14 protein-coding genes are annotated in these 13,525 nt (G+C 62.4%); 4 read left to right on the top strand and 10 right to left on the bottom strand.

Features of this window, described 5'->3' with window-relative positions:
- On the bottom strand, positions 1 to 922 hold a 922-nt coding region (locus tag Y707_RS25135; protein WP_081744795.1), incomplete at its 3' end, for a C-terminal binding protein.
- Positions 919 to 2,124, bottom strand: a complete 1,206-nt coding sequence (locus tag Y707_RS0110875) for a fumarylacetoacetate hydrolase family protein (RefSeq protein WP_026535115.1) — start codon at positions 2,122 to 2,124, stop codon at positions 919 to 921. The genes Y707_RS25135 and Y707_RS0110875, both read right to left, overlap by 4 nt.
- 150 nt (positions 2,125 to 2,274) lie before the next feature.
- On the opposite strand from Y707_RS0110875, the gene Y707_RS25130 reads away from it, so the two are divergent.
- Complete coding sequence (locus Y707_RS25130) at positions 2,275 to 2,994, top strand: GntR family transcriptional regulator (protein ID WP_051441884.1); 720 nt, start codon at positions 2,275 to 2,277, stop codon at positions 2,992 to 2,994.
- Here the strand turns inward: Y707_RS25130 and Y707_RS0110865 are convergent.
- The 7 genes from Y707_RS0110865 to Y707_RS31975 form a co-directional block, all read right to left on the bottom strand.
- Entirely contained in the window at positions 2,981 to 4,099 is a 1,119-nt protein-coding gene (locus Y707_RS0110865) for an alcohol dehydrogenase catalytic domain-containing protein (protein ID WP_026535114.1), read from the bottom strand. The genes Y707_RS25130 and Y707_RS0110865 overlap by 14 nt on opposite strands.
- An 83-nt stretch (positions 4,100 to 4,182) precedes the next feature.
- The gene (locus tag Y707_RS0110860) at positions 4,183 to 5,697 is read right to left on the bottom strand and encodes a tripartite tricarboxylate transporter permease (RefSeq protein WP_026535113.1); all 1,515 of its coding nucleotides are present in this window, start codon (positions 5,695 to 5,697) and stop codon (positions 4,183 to 4,185) included.
- Positions 5,698 to 5,709: 12 nt separating this feature from the next.
- The gene (locus Y707_RS0110855) at positions 5,710 to 6,300 is read right to left on the bottom strand and encodes a tripartite tricarboxylate transporter TctB family protein (protein WP_026535112.1); all 591 of its coding nucleotides are present in this window, start codon (positions 6,298 to 6,300) and stop codon (positions 5,710 to 5,712) included.
- Positions 6,290 to 7,279: a tripartite tricarboxylate transporter substrate binding protein gene (locus Y707_RS0110850; RefSeq protein WP_026535111.1), complete on the bottom strand. Its 990-nt coding sequence runs from the start codon at positions 7,277 to 7,279 to the stop codon at positions 6,290 to 6,292. The genes Y707_RS0110855 and Y707_RS0110850 overlap by 11 nt, the downstream gene beginning before the upstream one ends.
- A gap of 86 nt (positions 7,280 to 7,365) precedes the next feature.
- A complete protein-coding gene (locus tag Y707_RS0110845; protein WP_253905133.1) occupies positions 7,366 to 8,379 on the bottom strand; it encodes a 4-hydroxythreonine-4-phosphate dehydrogenase PdxA in 1,014 nt (337 codons plus the stop codon).
- A gap of 103 nt (positions 8,380 to 8,482) precedes the next feature.
- Entirely contained in the window at positions 8,483 to 9,217 is a 735-nt protein-coding gene (locus tag Y707_RS0110840) for a GntR family transcriptional regulator (protein WP_051441879.1), read from the bottom strand.
- The gene (locus Y707_RS31975) at positions 9,214 to 9,612 is read right to left on the bottom strand and encodes a hypothetical protein (RefSeq protein WP_026535108.1); all 399 of its coding nucleotides are present in this window, start codon (positions 9,610 to 9,612) and stop codon (positions 9,214 to 9,216) included. The genes Y707_RS0110840 and Y707_RS31975 overlap by 4 nt, the downstream gene beginning before the upstream one ends.
- A 72-nt stretch (positions 9,613 to 9,684) precedes the next feature.
- Between Y707_RS31975 and Y707_RS0110830 the strand changes: the two genes are divergently transcribed.
- On the top strand, positions 9,685 to 10,047 hold the full coding sequence (locus Y707_RS0110830) for a cupin domain-containing protein (RefSeq protein WP_026535107.1): 363 nt from the start codon (positions 9,685 to 9,687) through the stop codon (positions 10,045 to 10,047).
- A gap of 83 nt (positions 10,048 to 10,130) precedes the next feature.
- Here the strand turns inward: Y707_RS0110830 and Y707_RS0110825 are convergent, their stop codons facing one another.
- A complete protein-coding gene (locus tag Y707_RS0110825; protein ID WP_081744793.1) occupies positions 10,131 to 11,930 on the bottom strand; it encodes a molybdopterin-dependent oxidoreductase in 1,800 nt (599 codons plus the stop codon).
- Positions 11,931 to 12,130: 200 nt separating this feature from the next.
- Between Y707_RS0110825 and Y707_RS0110820 the strand changes: the two genes are divergently transcribed.
- Positions 12,131 to 13,147, top strand: a complete 1,017-nt coding sequence (locus Y707_RS0110820) for an alpha-ketoacid dehydrogenase subunit beta (RefSeq protein ID WP_442853292.1) — start codon at positions 12,131 to 12,133, stop codon at positions 13,145 to 13,147.
- A gap of 8 nt (positions 13,148 to 13,155) precedes the next feature.
- The coding region (locus Y707_RS25125) for a lipoyl domain-containing protein (protein ID WP_155852892.1) at positions 13,156 to 13,525 on the top strand (370 nt) is incomplete at its 3' end.

Genomic DNA, 13,525 nt, shown 5'->3' with positions numbered 1-13,525 from the left:
GCGCCCGCTTCGCTTCCTCGGTGGCGAGCCGCTGCAGGTTTGCCAGCGACGCGTCGGAGAAGAACGCCGCATGGGGAGTCAGCAGTACATTATTGATCTCCCGCAGCTCCGAGTCCGCCTCGAGCGGCTCGGGCTCAAAGACATCCAGCGCCGCTCCACCCAGCTGCCCGCTGCGCAGCGCGGAAGCAAGCGCGTGCTGATCGACCAGTCCCCCTCGTGAGGTATTGACGATGACTGCGTCCGGCCGCATCCGGCTCAGCGATTCCCGCCCAATGAGGTGATGGTTCGCGTCGGTCAGCGGTGCATGCAGCGAGACGGCATGAGCTGAGCTCAGTAGCGTATTAAAGTCCACCGACTCGATGCCGATTGCGGCCAGCTCAGCCGGGTCGACATACGGGTCGTACGCTGTGATCGTGAAACCGAAGGGCTTCAGCCGTGCCGACACTGCCCGGCCGATGCGCCCCGTTCCGATCAATCCGACCGTCGTGTCGGCGAACCCGCGCAAAGGCCCTAGATCGCCCGGGTTCAGCCAGCCGCGCTCGCGCACTGCCCGGTCCAGCAGACTGACCTTGCGCAGGAGCGCGAGCAGCAGCGCAACCGTATGGTCCGCGACCGTATCCGCGCCGTAGTCCGGTACATTACAGACGCGGATCCCCAGTTCAGAGGCAGCGGCAATATCGACGTTATCGTAGCCGATCCCGTAACGGATGACGGCGGTTCCCGGCTCGAGCGCCTCGAGTACCCGGCGGGTTATCGGGGCGAAGTTCACGAGGACGACGTTGGCACCGGCCACCGCCTCGGCGCACTCCTCCTCGGTGCGGCACTGGAAATCGTTGAACTCCAAGCCAAGCTGCTCGGCCAGAGCGCGTTCTCTTGTCACGTTGCCGAAAATTTGGTCGGTGACAACAAGGCCGCCGGTCATTCCGCCACCTCCTGGGCACGCACGAGGAGATTCCGGCCGCCCAGATTCTCCATCAGGGAGCGGATCCCGGCGGTCCAGTCGGGCGCATCCTCCGCCGTCGTTACCTCATTGACCAGGGCTCCCAGCGTCGGCGAGGAGATGCTCACGACGTCCCCGCGCTTGTGAGTGAACCCCATGCCCGGCTCGTCCCGGTCCTGGGTGGGCGCGAACAGCGTTCCTGTGAACAAGACAAACCCGTCCGGATAGCGATGATGCGGGCCGAAGGCGTGACTGACAAGGTCCTCAAGGTCCCGGCTGATCTCACGCATGGAGCTGACGTCCTCAAGTACGTACCCTTCGGGGCCGGTGATACGAAGGTCGATGTCGAGTTCTTTGACATCGGCCAGCGCGAATGAGTCGTCGAAGAGGCGAATCAGCGGTCCGATGGCGCAGGATGCATTATTGTCCTTCGCCTCGGTCAGAAGAAGCGCGCTGCGGCCTTCGAAATCACGCAGGTTCACGTCGTTGCCTAGCGCTGCTCCGACGGCTTGTCCATTGGATGTCACCGCCAGCACGACCTCCGGTTCGGGGTTGTTCCAGGTCGAATGCTCCAGTACGCCGACGGCGGCACCGGTGCCGATGGAAGAGAGTACCGGCGCCTTGGTGAAGATTTCCGGGTCGGGTCCGATCCCGACTTCCAGGTACTGCGACCAGAGCCCGTGCCCGATGAGTACCTGCTTCACGGCTTCCGCTTCCGGCGTTCCGGGCCGGACGCCGCTGATGGCCCCGCCGATCGCGGCGTCGATCGCGGCGTCGATCCGAGAACGGATTTCCAGCGCTCTGCTTGAGTCTCCTGCGGCGCGTTCTTCGATCACCCGCTCGACCATGCTTTTAGCGAAGGTAACACCGGCCGCCTTAATGACCTGCAGATCGATCGGAGAGATGAAATGAACGGCCGATTCGTCCCGGGCGAACGTGGAATCGACGACCTGGGCCAGCGGCCATGACTTGCGCGCCTCAGCCCGGCGGACGACTTCGAGCAGGTCCGCCCGGTCGAGCAACTCGGATACCGTCGGAGCTACGTGGCTTAGATCGACGAGTGTCTCCCCGCGCACGGCGACGACGCTGGGACCGTTCTCGGCCGGGTCAAATACCCGTCCCACAAGATGTGCACCTTCGTGAGCCTCAGGCAGCAGAGGTGTGGCGTGTGAGCCGTGATTCATGTGTTCGCTTTCTGAAATGATGCGTGAGGAGCAAGAGTTGCTCAACCGCAGAGCCATATAATGTCTACAACATACAATACCAACTTTGACGCGCCTGTCTCCATTCGAAGGGCGAGGGCGACAAAAACTGAAGGGACCACCATGGCGTCCATGGAATCGACCGCTGTACCCGCAATCCAGGCCGGCCGGCTGGAGGCGCCGACTCTTGTCGTTCTCGCCGCTAACGCCCTTCGCAAGAAAATCCTCGCCGGCGAGCTTGAGCCGGGAGAACGGCTGCTGGAGGAACGGCTGACCGAGGAACTGGCCATCAGCCGTCCGCCGCTGCGCGAGGCGCTTCGGGTGCTCGAAAGTGAAGGTCTCGTCCATACGCGCCCCCGACGGGGAAGCTTCGTGGCAACCCTCACCGAGGAGGACGTCTACGAGATCCTCACACTGCGGTCCACGCTCGAGCGGATGGCCTTCGAGCTTGGCATTCCGGTCAAGTCCGCGGACCTGCTGGAACCGGCACGGCAGGCTTTGATCGAAATGGACCGCTGCGCCCGGGAGCAGGACCGTGGCGCCCTGGTGCTGGCCGGCTACGCATTTCACTCCAGCCTGATCCGCATTGCTGAGCACCGGCGCCTCGAGGAGATTTACGCGTCGGTGCAGCAGCAACTGCTTGTGTGTATGTCGCGGAATCTGATCACCCGGGAACGGTTTTTTGAGGATCTCGAGGAGCATGTCGCGCGGCACCATCAATTGTTCGAGCTGGTGGAATCCGGCGACGTCGACGCAGCGCTGGCGGAACTGGCCGTGCACGGAGAACGCTCGTTCGAAAGCGACCCGACGGCGGCGCAGAAGCACCGGCCGCAACCTACTAGAACAGAATGATCTGGCGCACCGCCTTACCATCGGCCAAGTCGTCCATGGCTTGGTTGATATCCTCCAGGCGGATCATCGCGGAGACCAGTTCTTCGACTGGCAGCCGGCCCTCCCGCCACATCTGGGCGAACGCCGGGATGTCCTGGCTGGGAATCGCTGACCCGAGGTAGGAACCGATGATTGTGCGGGCTTCGGCAGTGATGACCAGCGGGGCAATCGAGGACCGCGCCGCGGGCGAGGGCAGGCCAACGGTGACCGTGGTCCCTCCCGCCGCCGTTGCCTCTACCGCCGCCTCGAACGCCTTGGGATGCCCCGCCGCCTCGATCACCACGGGAGCCTTGATCCCCTGCTCGGCGATCTCCTGGGGTGAGTAGACGGAGGTGGCGCCCAGCTCCCGTGCCCGGGTAAGCTTGGCCGGGTTCGCATCGACTCCAATGATCTGACCGGACCGCTCACTTGCTGCCGCGAGCGATACAGCGGTCAGCAGTGCTGCCATGCCGACGCCGCCCAAACCGACGATCATGACATCCTGGCCCTCGACGGGCTTGCCTGCATTCACTACGGCTCCTCCGCCGGTCAGCACAGCACACCCAAGCACCGCCGCCACTGCAGGCGGGACGTCGCTGTCCACAGGAACCACAGAGCGCCTGTTAAGGACAGCGTGCGTGGCAAATCCGGAGACGCCCTGATGGTGTTGCACCGTCTCTCCACCACGGGAAAGACGAGTAACCCCGTTTAGAAGCACGCCATTGTTGTTCGCCGCGGTGCCCGGGATACAGGGAAGCTTGCCGTTCGTGGCACAGTGTTCGCATTCACCGCATCGTGCGAGGAACACCGTCACCACGCGCTGTTCGGGCTGCAAGTCCGTCACCTCCGCTCCGGTTTCGATCACCACGCCGGCGGCCTCATGGCCGAGCAGGATAGGGAGCGGCCGTTCCCGGTTCCCCTCCACCACAGACAGGTCAGAGTGACAGACTCCTGCCGCCTCGATCTTTACGAGCACCTCGTCGGGCCCGGGACCCTCGAGTTCCAGCTCGCCGACAGAAATCGGCTGTGACTTCGCGTACGGCCGCGCCCGGCCCATCTCTTCGAGAACCGCTCCGGTGATCTTCATCATTTATTCCTTCCGTTCAAGTGATACAACCCCAGAGACGACCGGGGGGGGCGGTGGTAGGGGTCCGATATGGGGTGGCGGTCCTAAACTCGGGTCTTGTCGGTCCGGCCCGATTTCTTGGAGTTGCGCATCCGGCGAATGATTCCTGCGACCGGCGGCCCGATGAGGGCCAGGATCGCACCAGTGGTGAACACTGATGCGATAGGGCTTGAGAACATGATGGACCAGCTGCCCTGACCGAGGGATGAGGTTTGGACGAGGTATTTTTCCAGCAGCGGGCCCAGTACCAGGCCGAGCACCAGCGGCGCGGCGGGGAAGTCGAACCGCTTCATGAAGTAGCCGAGGACGCCGGCGACAAGCACAACCCAGAGGGCGAAGGTGTTGTTGCCGATGGCGAAGGCGCCAATGAGGCTGATGAACAAAATAATGGGGTAGAGGTAGCTGTAGGGCAGGCGGAGGATCTGCGCGAAGACGGGCGCCAGCGGCAGGTTCAGCACGATCAGGAAGAGGTTGCCGATGAAGAACGAGACGAGCAACCCCCAGACCAGCGCCGGCTGCTGCTCGAACAGTAGCGGGCCCGGCTGAACTCCGAAGATGATGAAGGCACCGAGCAGTATCGCTGTGGTGCCGCTGCCGGGGATACCCAGGGAGAGGGTCGGGATGAAGCTTGCGTTGGCGGCGGCGTTGTTCGATGCTTCGGGTGCGGCGACGCCTTCGGGGGCGCCCTGGCCGATTTCCTTGCGGAACTTGCTGAAAGACTTCTCCACCCCGTAGGACATAAAGGATGCCAAGGTGGCTCCCGCACCCGGCAGCACTCCGAGGGCGAAGCCGAGACCGGTCCCGCGGGCTGCCGGCATGAAGGAACGGCGCAGTTCCGACTTGGTCACGATCAGATCCTTAAAGCCGGCCTTAATGGGCTTCTCCCCGCCGCGGTGGATCTGGTGGAGAACCTCGCCAATCGCGAAGAGTCCAATCAGGACAGCGATGAAACCCAGACCGCTCAACAGGTTGATGCTGCCGAAGGTGAAGCGCGCGGTGGCGAAGCCGGAGGCCACACCAATCATCGAGATGAGCAGGCCAACGGCGGCCATAATGATGCCGCGGAGCATGTTCTCACCGGCAAAGGACACGATGGTGGCCAGACCGAGCAGGATGATCGCAAGGTTTTCCGGCGGCCCGAAGCGAAGCGCGAACGCCGCCACCGGCGCCGCCAGGGCTATCAGCCCGATCAGCGAGATGATCGCGGCGAAGAACGACGACATTGCCGAAATCGCCAGCGCGGCTCCGGCCCGTCCCTTCCGTGCCATCTGATACCCGTCAAGGGTCAGGACCACACTTGACGAGTCACCGGGCGTGGAGATGAGGATAGAGCTGATCGAGGCGCCGTACTGGCTGCCGTAATAGATGCCTGCGAGCATGATCAGAGCCGTTACCGGTTCCATGCCGAGGGTGACGGGCAGCAGGATCGCCACACCGGTGGCGGAACCTAGTCCGGGAAGCATGCCGATTACGGTGCCCAAGAGGACCCCGATGAAGCACCAGAGCAGGTTATCGGGTGAGACTGCAGTCTCGAACCCAAGTTGGAGGTTTTCGAGCACGGGGTGTCCTTACTAGATTAGGCCCAGGATGCCCTGGGGCACGGGCACGCCGAGGGCGAGGACGAAGATGGAATACGCCACAGCGAGAGCGCCGATGGTGGTAAGCACGCCGGGGAGCAATGGTTTCCGCTCAACCCAGAGCACAATCGCCAGCACCATGGCGGTCAGCGAGAGCAGCAGTCCGATGACCGGGATCAACAGCAGCGCCACGAACAGGAGCGCGAACACCTTGACGATGGCCCAGTTGCGCTCCGAGGACGTCCGCCCGAAGGTGTCCACTTCTTCCTCATCCGGCTCGCCGGTACGGCCCACCGCGGCCTTCGCTTCTTCTTCCACAGTCTCCGCCAGCCCCATGAACGAACTGGTGGAGCGTTCCCCGTGCGCGAGGTACATCCTCGCGATCTCCGTAAGGGAGGCCGCGAGGATGAAAGCACCGGTTATCACCGGAAGGAACCCGGGACCGACTTGGCCGTCTTCCTCAAGGAAGCCGTAACCAAAACCCATAATCAGAGCAAAGGCTCCGACGGCGCCAAGAATGGCCGTACCGACCACATCGGACGTCGCCGGCTTCTTCCGTTCAGGCTGTGTCGTCTTACTGACCACCGAGGACACTCTCCAGGTTCGCGTTGTACTCATCGAGGAAGGCCGTGAATTCGTCGCCATAAAGCACCTGGGGCTGCAGCAGGTTGCTCTCGATGTATTCGTCATATGCATCGGTCTCGGCATAGGCCTTGGCGGCATCGACCCAGTGCTGCTTGGCTTCCTCAGAGAGACCGCCGGGGGCGATGAACCCGCGCCACTGGGCGAAGGTTACGTCCACACCCTGCTCAACGCCGGTGGGAACATCGGCCAGCGGCTCATAGGTGTAGCGCTCCGGCGCCAGCACACACAGCGGCTTCAGATCGCCTGACTCGAACTGGCCTAGCGCCTCACCGGGGTTGGTCATTGCGACGTCGATGTGGTTGCCCAGCAATGCAGCGGTGATTTCGGCACCGGACTCGAAGACCACCGGCTCGAAGGCGACGTCGAACTGATCCTCGATCAGCCCCCAGGCTACGAACTCGGGGCCGGTTGCGCCGGAAATACCGGTGATCATCCCACCCTCTTTCGCTTCTTCAATAACGTCTATGCATGTCTCGTGTGGCGACCCGGCGCGGACCATCATCACGTTGTAATCATCGCCGAGCTTCATGATCGGGGTGAAGTCCTTGTACGTGAATTCCACGTCCTGGACGATGGGCAGAGTCATCAACGCGGTTTCACTCGCCAGCAGCTGGCTGGGATCACCGTTGCTGGCCAACAGCTCGGAGTAACCGATCGCTCCGTCGCCGCCGGTTATGTTCTCCACCGTCACGGTCGAGTCGGTCACTTCCTCCAGACCGGAAGCAATGGCCCGCCCCGCGAGGTCTGAACCGCCGCCGGCGGAGAAGGGAACGATCATGCGCACGTTCTCCGGCGCGGTGAACTCGCCGGTGGCAGCGTTGCCACCGCCCTCGCTGCCGGAGCCACCGCCACAGGCGCTCAGGGCAAGGGCTGCGACTGCAGTCAGCGCCGGCACGGCGAACTTGGTACGTCGATTCATGGAAAGATCTCCTCTTTGAAATACGGCAGACTGCCGGCAACGAGTATTCGAATGACCCACTGCAGCAGTTGCAGCGGAAGGGATAGTTAGTGAGTGCCTGACTGCATGTTTTGAACCGCGAGGTCAACCGCGATCTCAAAGGCACGTTGGCTTGGGCCGGTCTTGGCGATTCCCCGGCCAACAATTTCGTAGGCGGTGCCGTGGGCCGGAGTGGCGATGGGCACGGGCAGCCCACCCTGGACCGTAACCCCCTGATCGAAACCCATCAGCTTCATCGCGATCTGGCCCTGATCGTGGTACATCGTGACCACGCCGTCGAACTCACCGTCACGAGCACGAATAAATACGGTGTCGCAGGGATACGGGCCGGTCGCGTCAATGCCCTCGGATCGTGTTAACGCGATCCCCGGGAGAATGTGGTCGATCTCTTCCCGGCCGAACTGGCCATTTTCACCGGCGTGCGGGTTCAAGGCGCACACCGCCAGCCGCGGATTGGGAACGCCCGCACCCTGTACCACCCGGTTCAGCAGCCGAATCGACTCAGCCACCGCCCGGGCGTTAATCAAGCCGGCAACGTCCTTCACCGACACATGGGAGGTCACCCGCGAGGTCGTCAGCCCTGGCACGAAGTTGAGTTCCGACGTCGTCCCTTCGAAGCCAAGTTCCTTCGCAAACCACCGCAGCTCATCCTCCTCATGCATTCCGGCCAAATGCAGAGCGGACTTGTTCAAAGGGGTGAACATAATTCCGTCCACATCGCCGCGGTCAAACATGGCAAGTGCATCAAGAAGATCAGCCATCACTCGCGCACCGGCTTCCCGGCTCACCTGCCCCCGTACGAAGTCCACGTCGGCGAACCGGCTGCCAACAGCCGTCACCGCCTCAGCCGAAGGAACAGCAGCGATCGGCACCGATACCCCGGCCTCATCCGCTGCGGCCTTGATCTCCGCCTCACTGGCCAGCACATAGACATCAGCCCGAGCAAGATTCGCAGCATCGGCCAGCAGTTTCACCGCCAGCTCAGGGCCGATTCCCGACGGGTCCCCCATCGACAAGGCTAGACGCGGACGCGTCACCGATAAACCAACCATCTGGCTCATTCCCTCCCAGTGCCACAAAGGCCTATATCAACGATCCTATTGGATCGCCTTGTTTAGAGTGCCACACGTCACATACCAAAAACAAGGCTCGTCTATTTCACCGCTACTGCGCCGCAACGGCGGGATCGACCGACTCCGCCAGCGCCCGGTCCAGAGCACCGCGCAAGTGGGTGCGCATGGCGCTCACGGCTTGGACCGGGTCAGCAGCCTCGATGGCCGCCAGCACCTGGCCGTGCTCGCTCAGCGCAGCTTCCCAGTCCGTGACCCCCCGGTCGGCCGACTGCACCAGGCGGTGCAGGTGGGTTCCCAGCCCCTGCAGCATCTCTCGAAGGAATCGATTGCCGCTGGCCTCGACCAGCACGAGGTGAAACCCCCAGTCGGCGTCGAAGTACTTGCGCATACTGCGGGCCGACGGCAGGGTACCTTCACTGCCCGACTCGACCATGATGGCGGTCGCAACCAGGTGGGCTTCGTGTGCTTCACGCAGGTCCGGCAGCAGTTCGGAAGCCCGCTCGGCGGCGCGCTCGACGGCCACCACTTCAATGATGGTCCGCGCGTCGCTGAGCTCAGCAAGTTGGGCGGGCGAGAGCCGGGGGGCGACCGTGTAGCCCTTCAGTGCTGCCCGTGCGACAAGCCCGGTGTGCTCCAGGTAGGCGAGCGCCTCCCGCACAGGTGTTGGGGATATTCCGAGTTCGCGGGCGAGGGCGTCGATGCTCAGCGAGGCTCCGGGCTTCAGTTGTTCTTCGAGCAGCATGTCGAGCAGCGCCTCATACACGCCGTCCCGAAGAACCTGCCGCTTGAGTTGGGCGGGCATAGAGGTGGTACCAGCGATTGTCATGGAGGGAAGTCTAACCCGGGTGTTGTCTGGCTCACAATATTCAATATAGGATCTGCGGAAACCGACAGGAGCTGGAGCCAGGTTCGATGCGCGGCCTGCAGTTGGTGGTCTCGGACGCCTATGCCGCCTGAGAGGAACTGCTCGGCCGGGGGGTTGAAGCCAGCGAGGTCATTATCTTCGACGAGCGCGACGGCGGCACGTTCTTCGGTTTCAGCGATCCGGGTGGAAACACCTGGGGCGTGCAGCAAATGAAAGTGCGGGCGGAAAAGCCGCTGATCCCGCTCGAAGCCCGCTAATCTTTTCTGGAACGGTTTCAGCGCTGGTTCGTGTCGCGGTCTTGGGTTCCAACGGGTGCCCAGCCGCGCCGATCGGACGAACTGGATGTCCTCCGGCACATCTCAATCAGTACGGCCTGGGATCTTGGTAGTGTTAGTCATTCTCTGCCAGCGATTATAGAAAAGGGGCACGTGAAAAAGGTTTCGTTGACAGCGCTCATGCGCCAACAACTGGAGACAGCGCTGCGGGCTTCGAGCGGCCGCAGTGCAGACACGGTCTTTGGCGGCCACGAGCACGTCATGCGCCAGACCATGATTGCGCTCCGGGCCGGCAGCCGGATGAGTGAGCACGAGAATCCGGGCGAGGCAACGCTTCACGTCCTGCAGGGCCGGGTCTCAATGACTGCGGGAGAGAACTCGTGGAACGGTTCGCCCGGTGATTTGCTCATCATTCCCGACGGACGGCACGCGTTGGAAGCCGTCGAGGACTCCGTGGTGCTGCTGACCGTGGCCAAGTTGCAGCATTACCCGCGCACAGACATATCTGGTTCCTAACCCGCCCGCAGATGGGCTCGGGTGAGCCCGATCGGAATACTTACCAGAATGACGAAAAGCAGCAATCCGTCGCCGTCAAACGGTTAGATGGATTGCCGGTAGCCGAAGAACTCATGGTCATTGTTGTAGCCGCCCTCGCCGCCGCCGATCTCTGAGAAGTCCTCGACGAATTCGATGCCTTTGATCCATTTGACGAGTTTGAACCCCAACTGGACTTCATTGCGCAGCCGCAGCGGCGCGCCGTGACCATACGGCAGGGCTTCCCCGTTCATGTCGTAGGCGAGCATCGTCAGGCGATAGCTCATCTGCTCAATCGGCTGGGCGTCGTAGTAGATGCCGCTGTCGGGTCCTTCAGCGAAGGAGTAGAAGATCACCCATTTCGCTTCGGGCTTCGGTTTCACCACGTCAACGATCGTCTGCATCGACACGCCGCCCCATTTCGCTACGCCGGACCAGCCCTGGATACAGAAGTGCTGGGTGATCTGCTCGTGGTAGGGCAGGTTCCGCAACTGGAACAAGTCGAGGTCCGCGGGATTTTCCACCAGGCCGGATACCCGCAGCCGGTAATCGGCGAAATTATTTTCGTAGAGTTCCTTGTACTCAGGCGTTTCCGGGTACTTGCCGTTGTGCCACATGTACGGGGAGATATCTTTTTCGGTGTACTGGCCGGGCTTGGAATCAAGATGCTCAAACAGTCTTTGGACCGGCCCAATCAGTGCATAGCCGATGCGTTGGACAGTGCGCGGATGCCGGTACGTGAACGGGGTGACGGCCACCCAGAGGACGATCATCACCACCAGCGACACTGCGAAGATCCAAAATCCGACCCAGCTGTCCGCGTCGTTACGATTCGCGTACATCATGTTGAAGTTGTGCAGAGCATCGGTGGCCACCACGAGGGTCACATGCATGATGATGAACATCAGGAACCAGAGCAGCACCAGAAAGTGCAGCGACCGCGCAACCTGGATGCTGAAGACGGAGCTGATCCACCTGAACTTCGTGGACAGAGCCGGCGACATACCCAGGCCGGTAATGAAAGCTAACGGAGCAGCGACGAACACCGTGACGAAGTAGGCGATCACCTGCAGACTGTTGTAAGCCACCCAGGCATCATCGGTGGGCCAGTCCAGCGACAGGTACTGGATCACTACCGATACGGCGTTGGGGAACACCTCCCAGCTGGTGGGCACCAGGCGCAACCAATGGCCGGTAGCAAAAACGAGAACGTAGAAGATGATCCCGTTGAGCAGCCAGAGCGAGTTGACTCCCAGATGCCACCACCGGGCAAGACCGATCGAATGGCGCCGCCCCGGCAGCCCGACACCGTCGGGCAGCGTGATCGAATCCTGTTTAGCTGTCCACAAAGGATCGGCGGGGACCGGCTTCTGCACCCGGAACCAATCCTTGCCCGGCGTCGAATGCCGCGTCCAGTAAAACCGCGGATGGTCTGCAATGATCGTCAGACCGGAACGGATGATCGGAATCATCAGCAGCATATTGAAAAAGTGCTGCCAGCCCACCCAGGCAGGGAAACCGGCATTCGCCTCAGCCCCGCCCGGAAAAACCGTGCCGGGATACTGTTCCATGAACTGGGTAACTGCGGGAAGTTCCCGCATGCCCTTGGCCACCGCAATGCCGATAATGAGCAGGACGAAGCCGATCGGCAGCAGCCACAACAGATTGAACCACTTACTCCGGCCAACCCGGAGCCGTGGCGCGACGCCATACTGGGCCGGAACCGAACCTGCCCAGGACCCGTCTACGACGTCGTACTTCCTTCGGTCCAGCTCATTCCGGAAACCGGCCAATGTCTCGGGATTAATATTGGAAGCTGCCGGCGGCGGCAACTCATCTGGGGTCGGCCTGCCATCGAGTGACATGTTGCTCCTTCACGCTTCGTCCGGTTCGGCCTCGAGGTTTTCCCCGTGGCGCTGCTTGATCGGTCGTGCGTTCCAGCATCCGAAGACGATGATGGGATAAGTAGCAGTTCCGTCACCCTATGGCCGCAAGCGCCGGAACTCAATGCCGATGTGCCGAACGCCCCGCATACCCTGCCCGGCGACCCGGTAGTGGAGATGCCATGACCACCAGAGGAGGAGACCAGATGCCCGTCATCACCTACCGGCAAGCGTTGAATGACGCCTTGCGGGCAGAGCTGACCCGCGATGAGAACGTGTTCCTGATGGGCGAAGAGATCGGCATCTTCGAAGGTTCTTACAAGATCACCGCCGGGCTGCTCGACGAGTTCGGGCCGAAGCGGGTGCGGGATACGCCGATCGCCGAAGAGGGTTTCGTCGGCGCAGCTATTGGCGCCGCGATGCTGGGGATGCGTCCCGTCGTCGAAATTATGACCATCAATTTCAGCCTCATCGCCATCGACCAAATCGTCAACCACGCCGCAAAGATCTACGGGATGTTCGGCGGGCAGACCCCGGTGCCGATGGTGATCCGCACTCCCGGTGGAGGTGGACAGCAGCTGGCGGCCACCCACTCGCAGAATCTCGAAGTCTGGTACGCCCACATACCCGGACTCAAGGTGGTCGCCCCCTCCACACCGGCCGACGCCAAAGCCCTGCTGACGGCGTCGATCCGCGACAACGACCCGGTGATCTTCCTGGAAAACCTCTCGCTCTACAACACCAAAGGCGAGGTGCCCGATGGCGAACAGGTCGCCGAGATCGGTAAGGCTGCGGTGGCCAAGGAAGGCACTGACATCACCGTCATCGCCTACTCACGCGCCAGCATGATCGCCGTGGAGGCCGCCCGGCAGCTGGAAGAAGAGGGCATCTCGGTGGAGGTGATCGACCTGCGCAGCCTCCGACCGCTCGACCGGCCCACCATCTGTGAGTCTGTGCGAAAGACCAGCCGCGCCGTCGTACTCGAAGACGACTGGCTGAGCTACGGGATCGGGGCGGAGATCTCGGCCACGCTGATGGAAGGCGCCTTCGACTATCTGGACGCGCCGGTGCGCAGGGTCGCGGCGGCGGAAGTGCCGCTGCCCTACGCCAAACCGTTGGAGTCGGCTGCGCTGCCTGACGCCAAGGATCTGATCAAGGTCATCCACGAGCTGCTGGAAGCCACGGGCTTTCCCCGATAGGAGTCACCATGTCCGAAGTAGTGATGCCCCGCCTATCCGACACGATGGCCGAGGGCGTGCTCAGCCGCTGGCTCATGAACGAAGGCGACGCCGTCAAGAAAGGGGACGTCCTGGCCGAAATCGAAACCGACAAGGCCACCATGGACCTGGAGGCATTCGAGGCCGGGGTGCTGGAGCGCCAGTTGGTTCCCGAGGGTGCTTCGGTTCCCATTGGTGAGCCGGTGGCAATCATTGGTGACGGCAGCGGGACTGGAGGAAAACCTGCATCGGGTCGTGCCGCAACAGCGCAGACAGCGAAAACGACGGCGGCTGCAGAACCTGCTCCGGGCCCTGCGGATCCGGTTCCCACTCCGGCGGAATCGGCGGCGGCCGCCGGCG

The sequence above is a fragment of the Arthrobacter sp. H14 genome, from assembly GCF_000520495.1.
Classification (GTDB): Bacteria; Actinomycetota; Actinomycetes; order Actinomycetales; family Micrococcaceae; genus Arthrobacter_C.
This window is presented reverse-complemented; position numbering and strand designations above follow the sequence as displayed.

Bases quoted from the DNA above. Each gene is read 5' to 3' on its own strand.
- Y707_RS0110820 (WP_442853292.1), top strand. From the start codon at position 12,131: ATGACCACCAGAGGAGGAGACCAGATGCCCGTCATCACCTACCGGCAA.
- Y707_RS0110845 (WP_253905133.1), bottom strand. From the start codon at position 8,379: ATGAGCCAGATGGTTGGTTTATCGGTGACGCGTCCGCGTCTAGCCTTG.
- Y707_RS25130 (WP_051441884.1), top strand. From the start codon at position 2,275: ATGGAATCGACCGCTGTACCCGCAATCCAGGCCGGCCGGCTGGAGGCG.
- Y707_RS0110850 (WP_026535111.1), bottom strand. From the start codon at position 7,279: ATGAATCGACGTACCAAGTTCGCCGTGCCGGCGCTGACTGCAGTCGCA.
- Y707_RS0110840 (WP_051441879.1), bottom strand. From the start codon at position 9,217: ATGACAATCGCTGGTACCACCTCTATGCCCGCCCAACTCAAGCGGCAG.
- Y707_RS0110865 (WP_026535114.1), bottom strand. From the start codon at position 4,099: ATGAAGATCACCGGAGCGGTTCTCGAAGAGATGGGCCGGGCGCGGCCG.
- Y707_RS0110825 (WP_081744793.1), bottom strand. From the start codon at position 11,930: ATGTCACTCGATGGCAGGCCGACCCCAGATGAGTTGCCGCCGCCGGCA.
- Y707_RS0110875 (WP_026535115.1), bottom strand. From the start codon at position 2,124: ATGAATCACGGCTCACACGCCACACCTCTGCTGCCTGAGGCTCACGAA.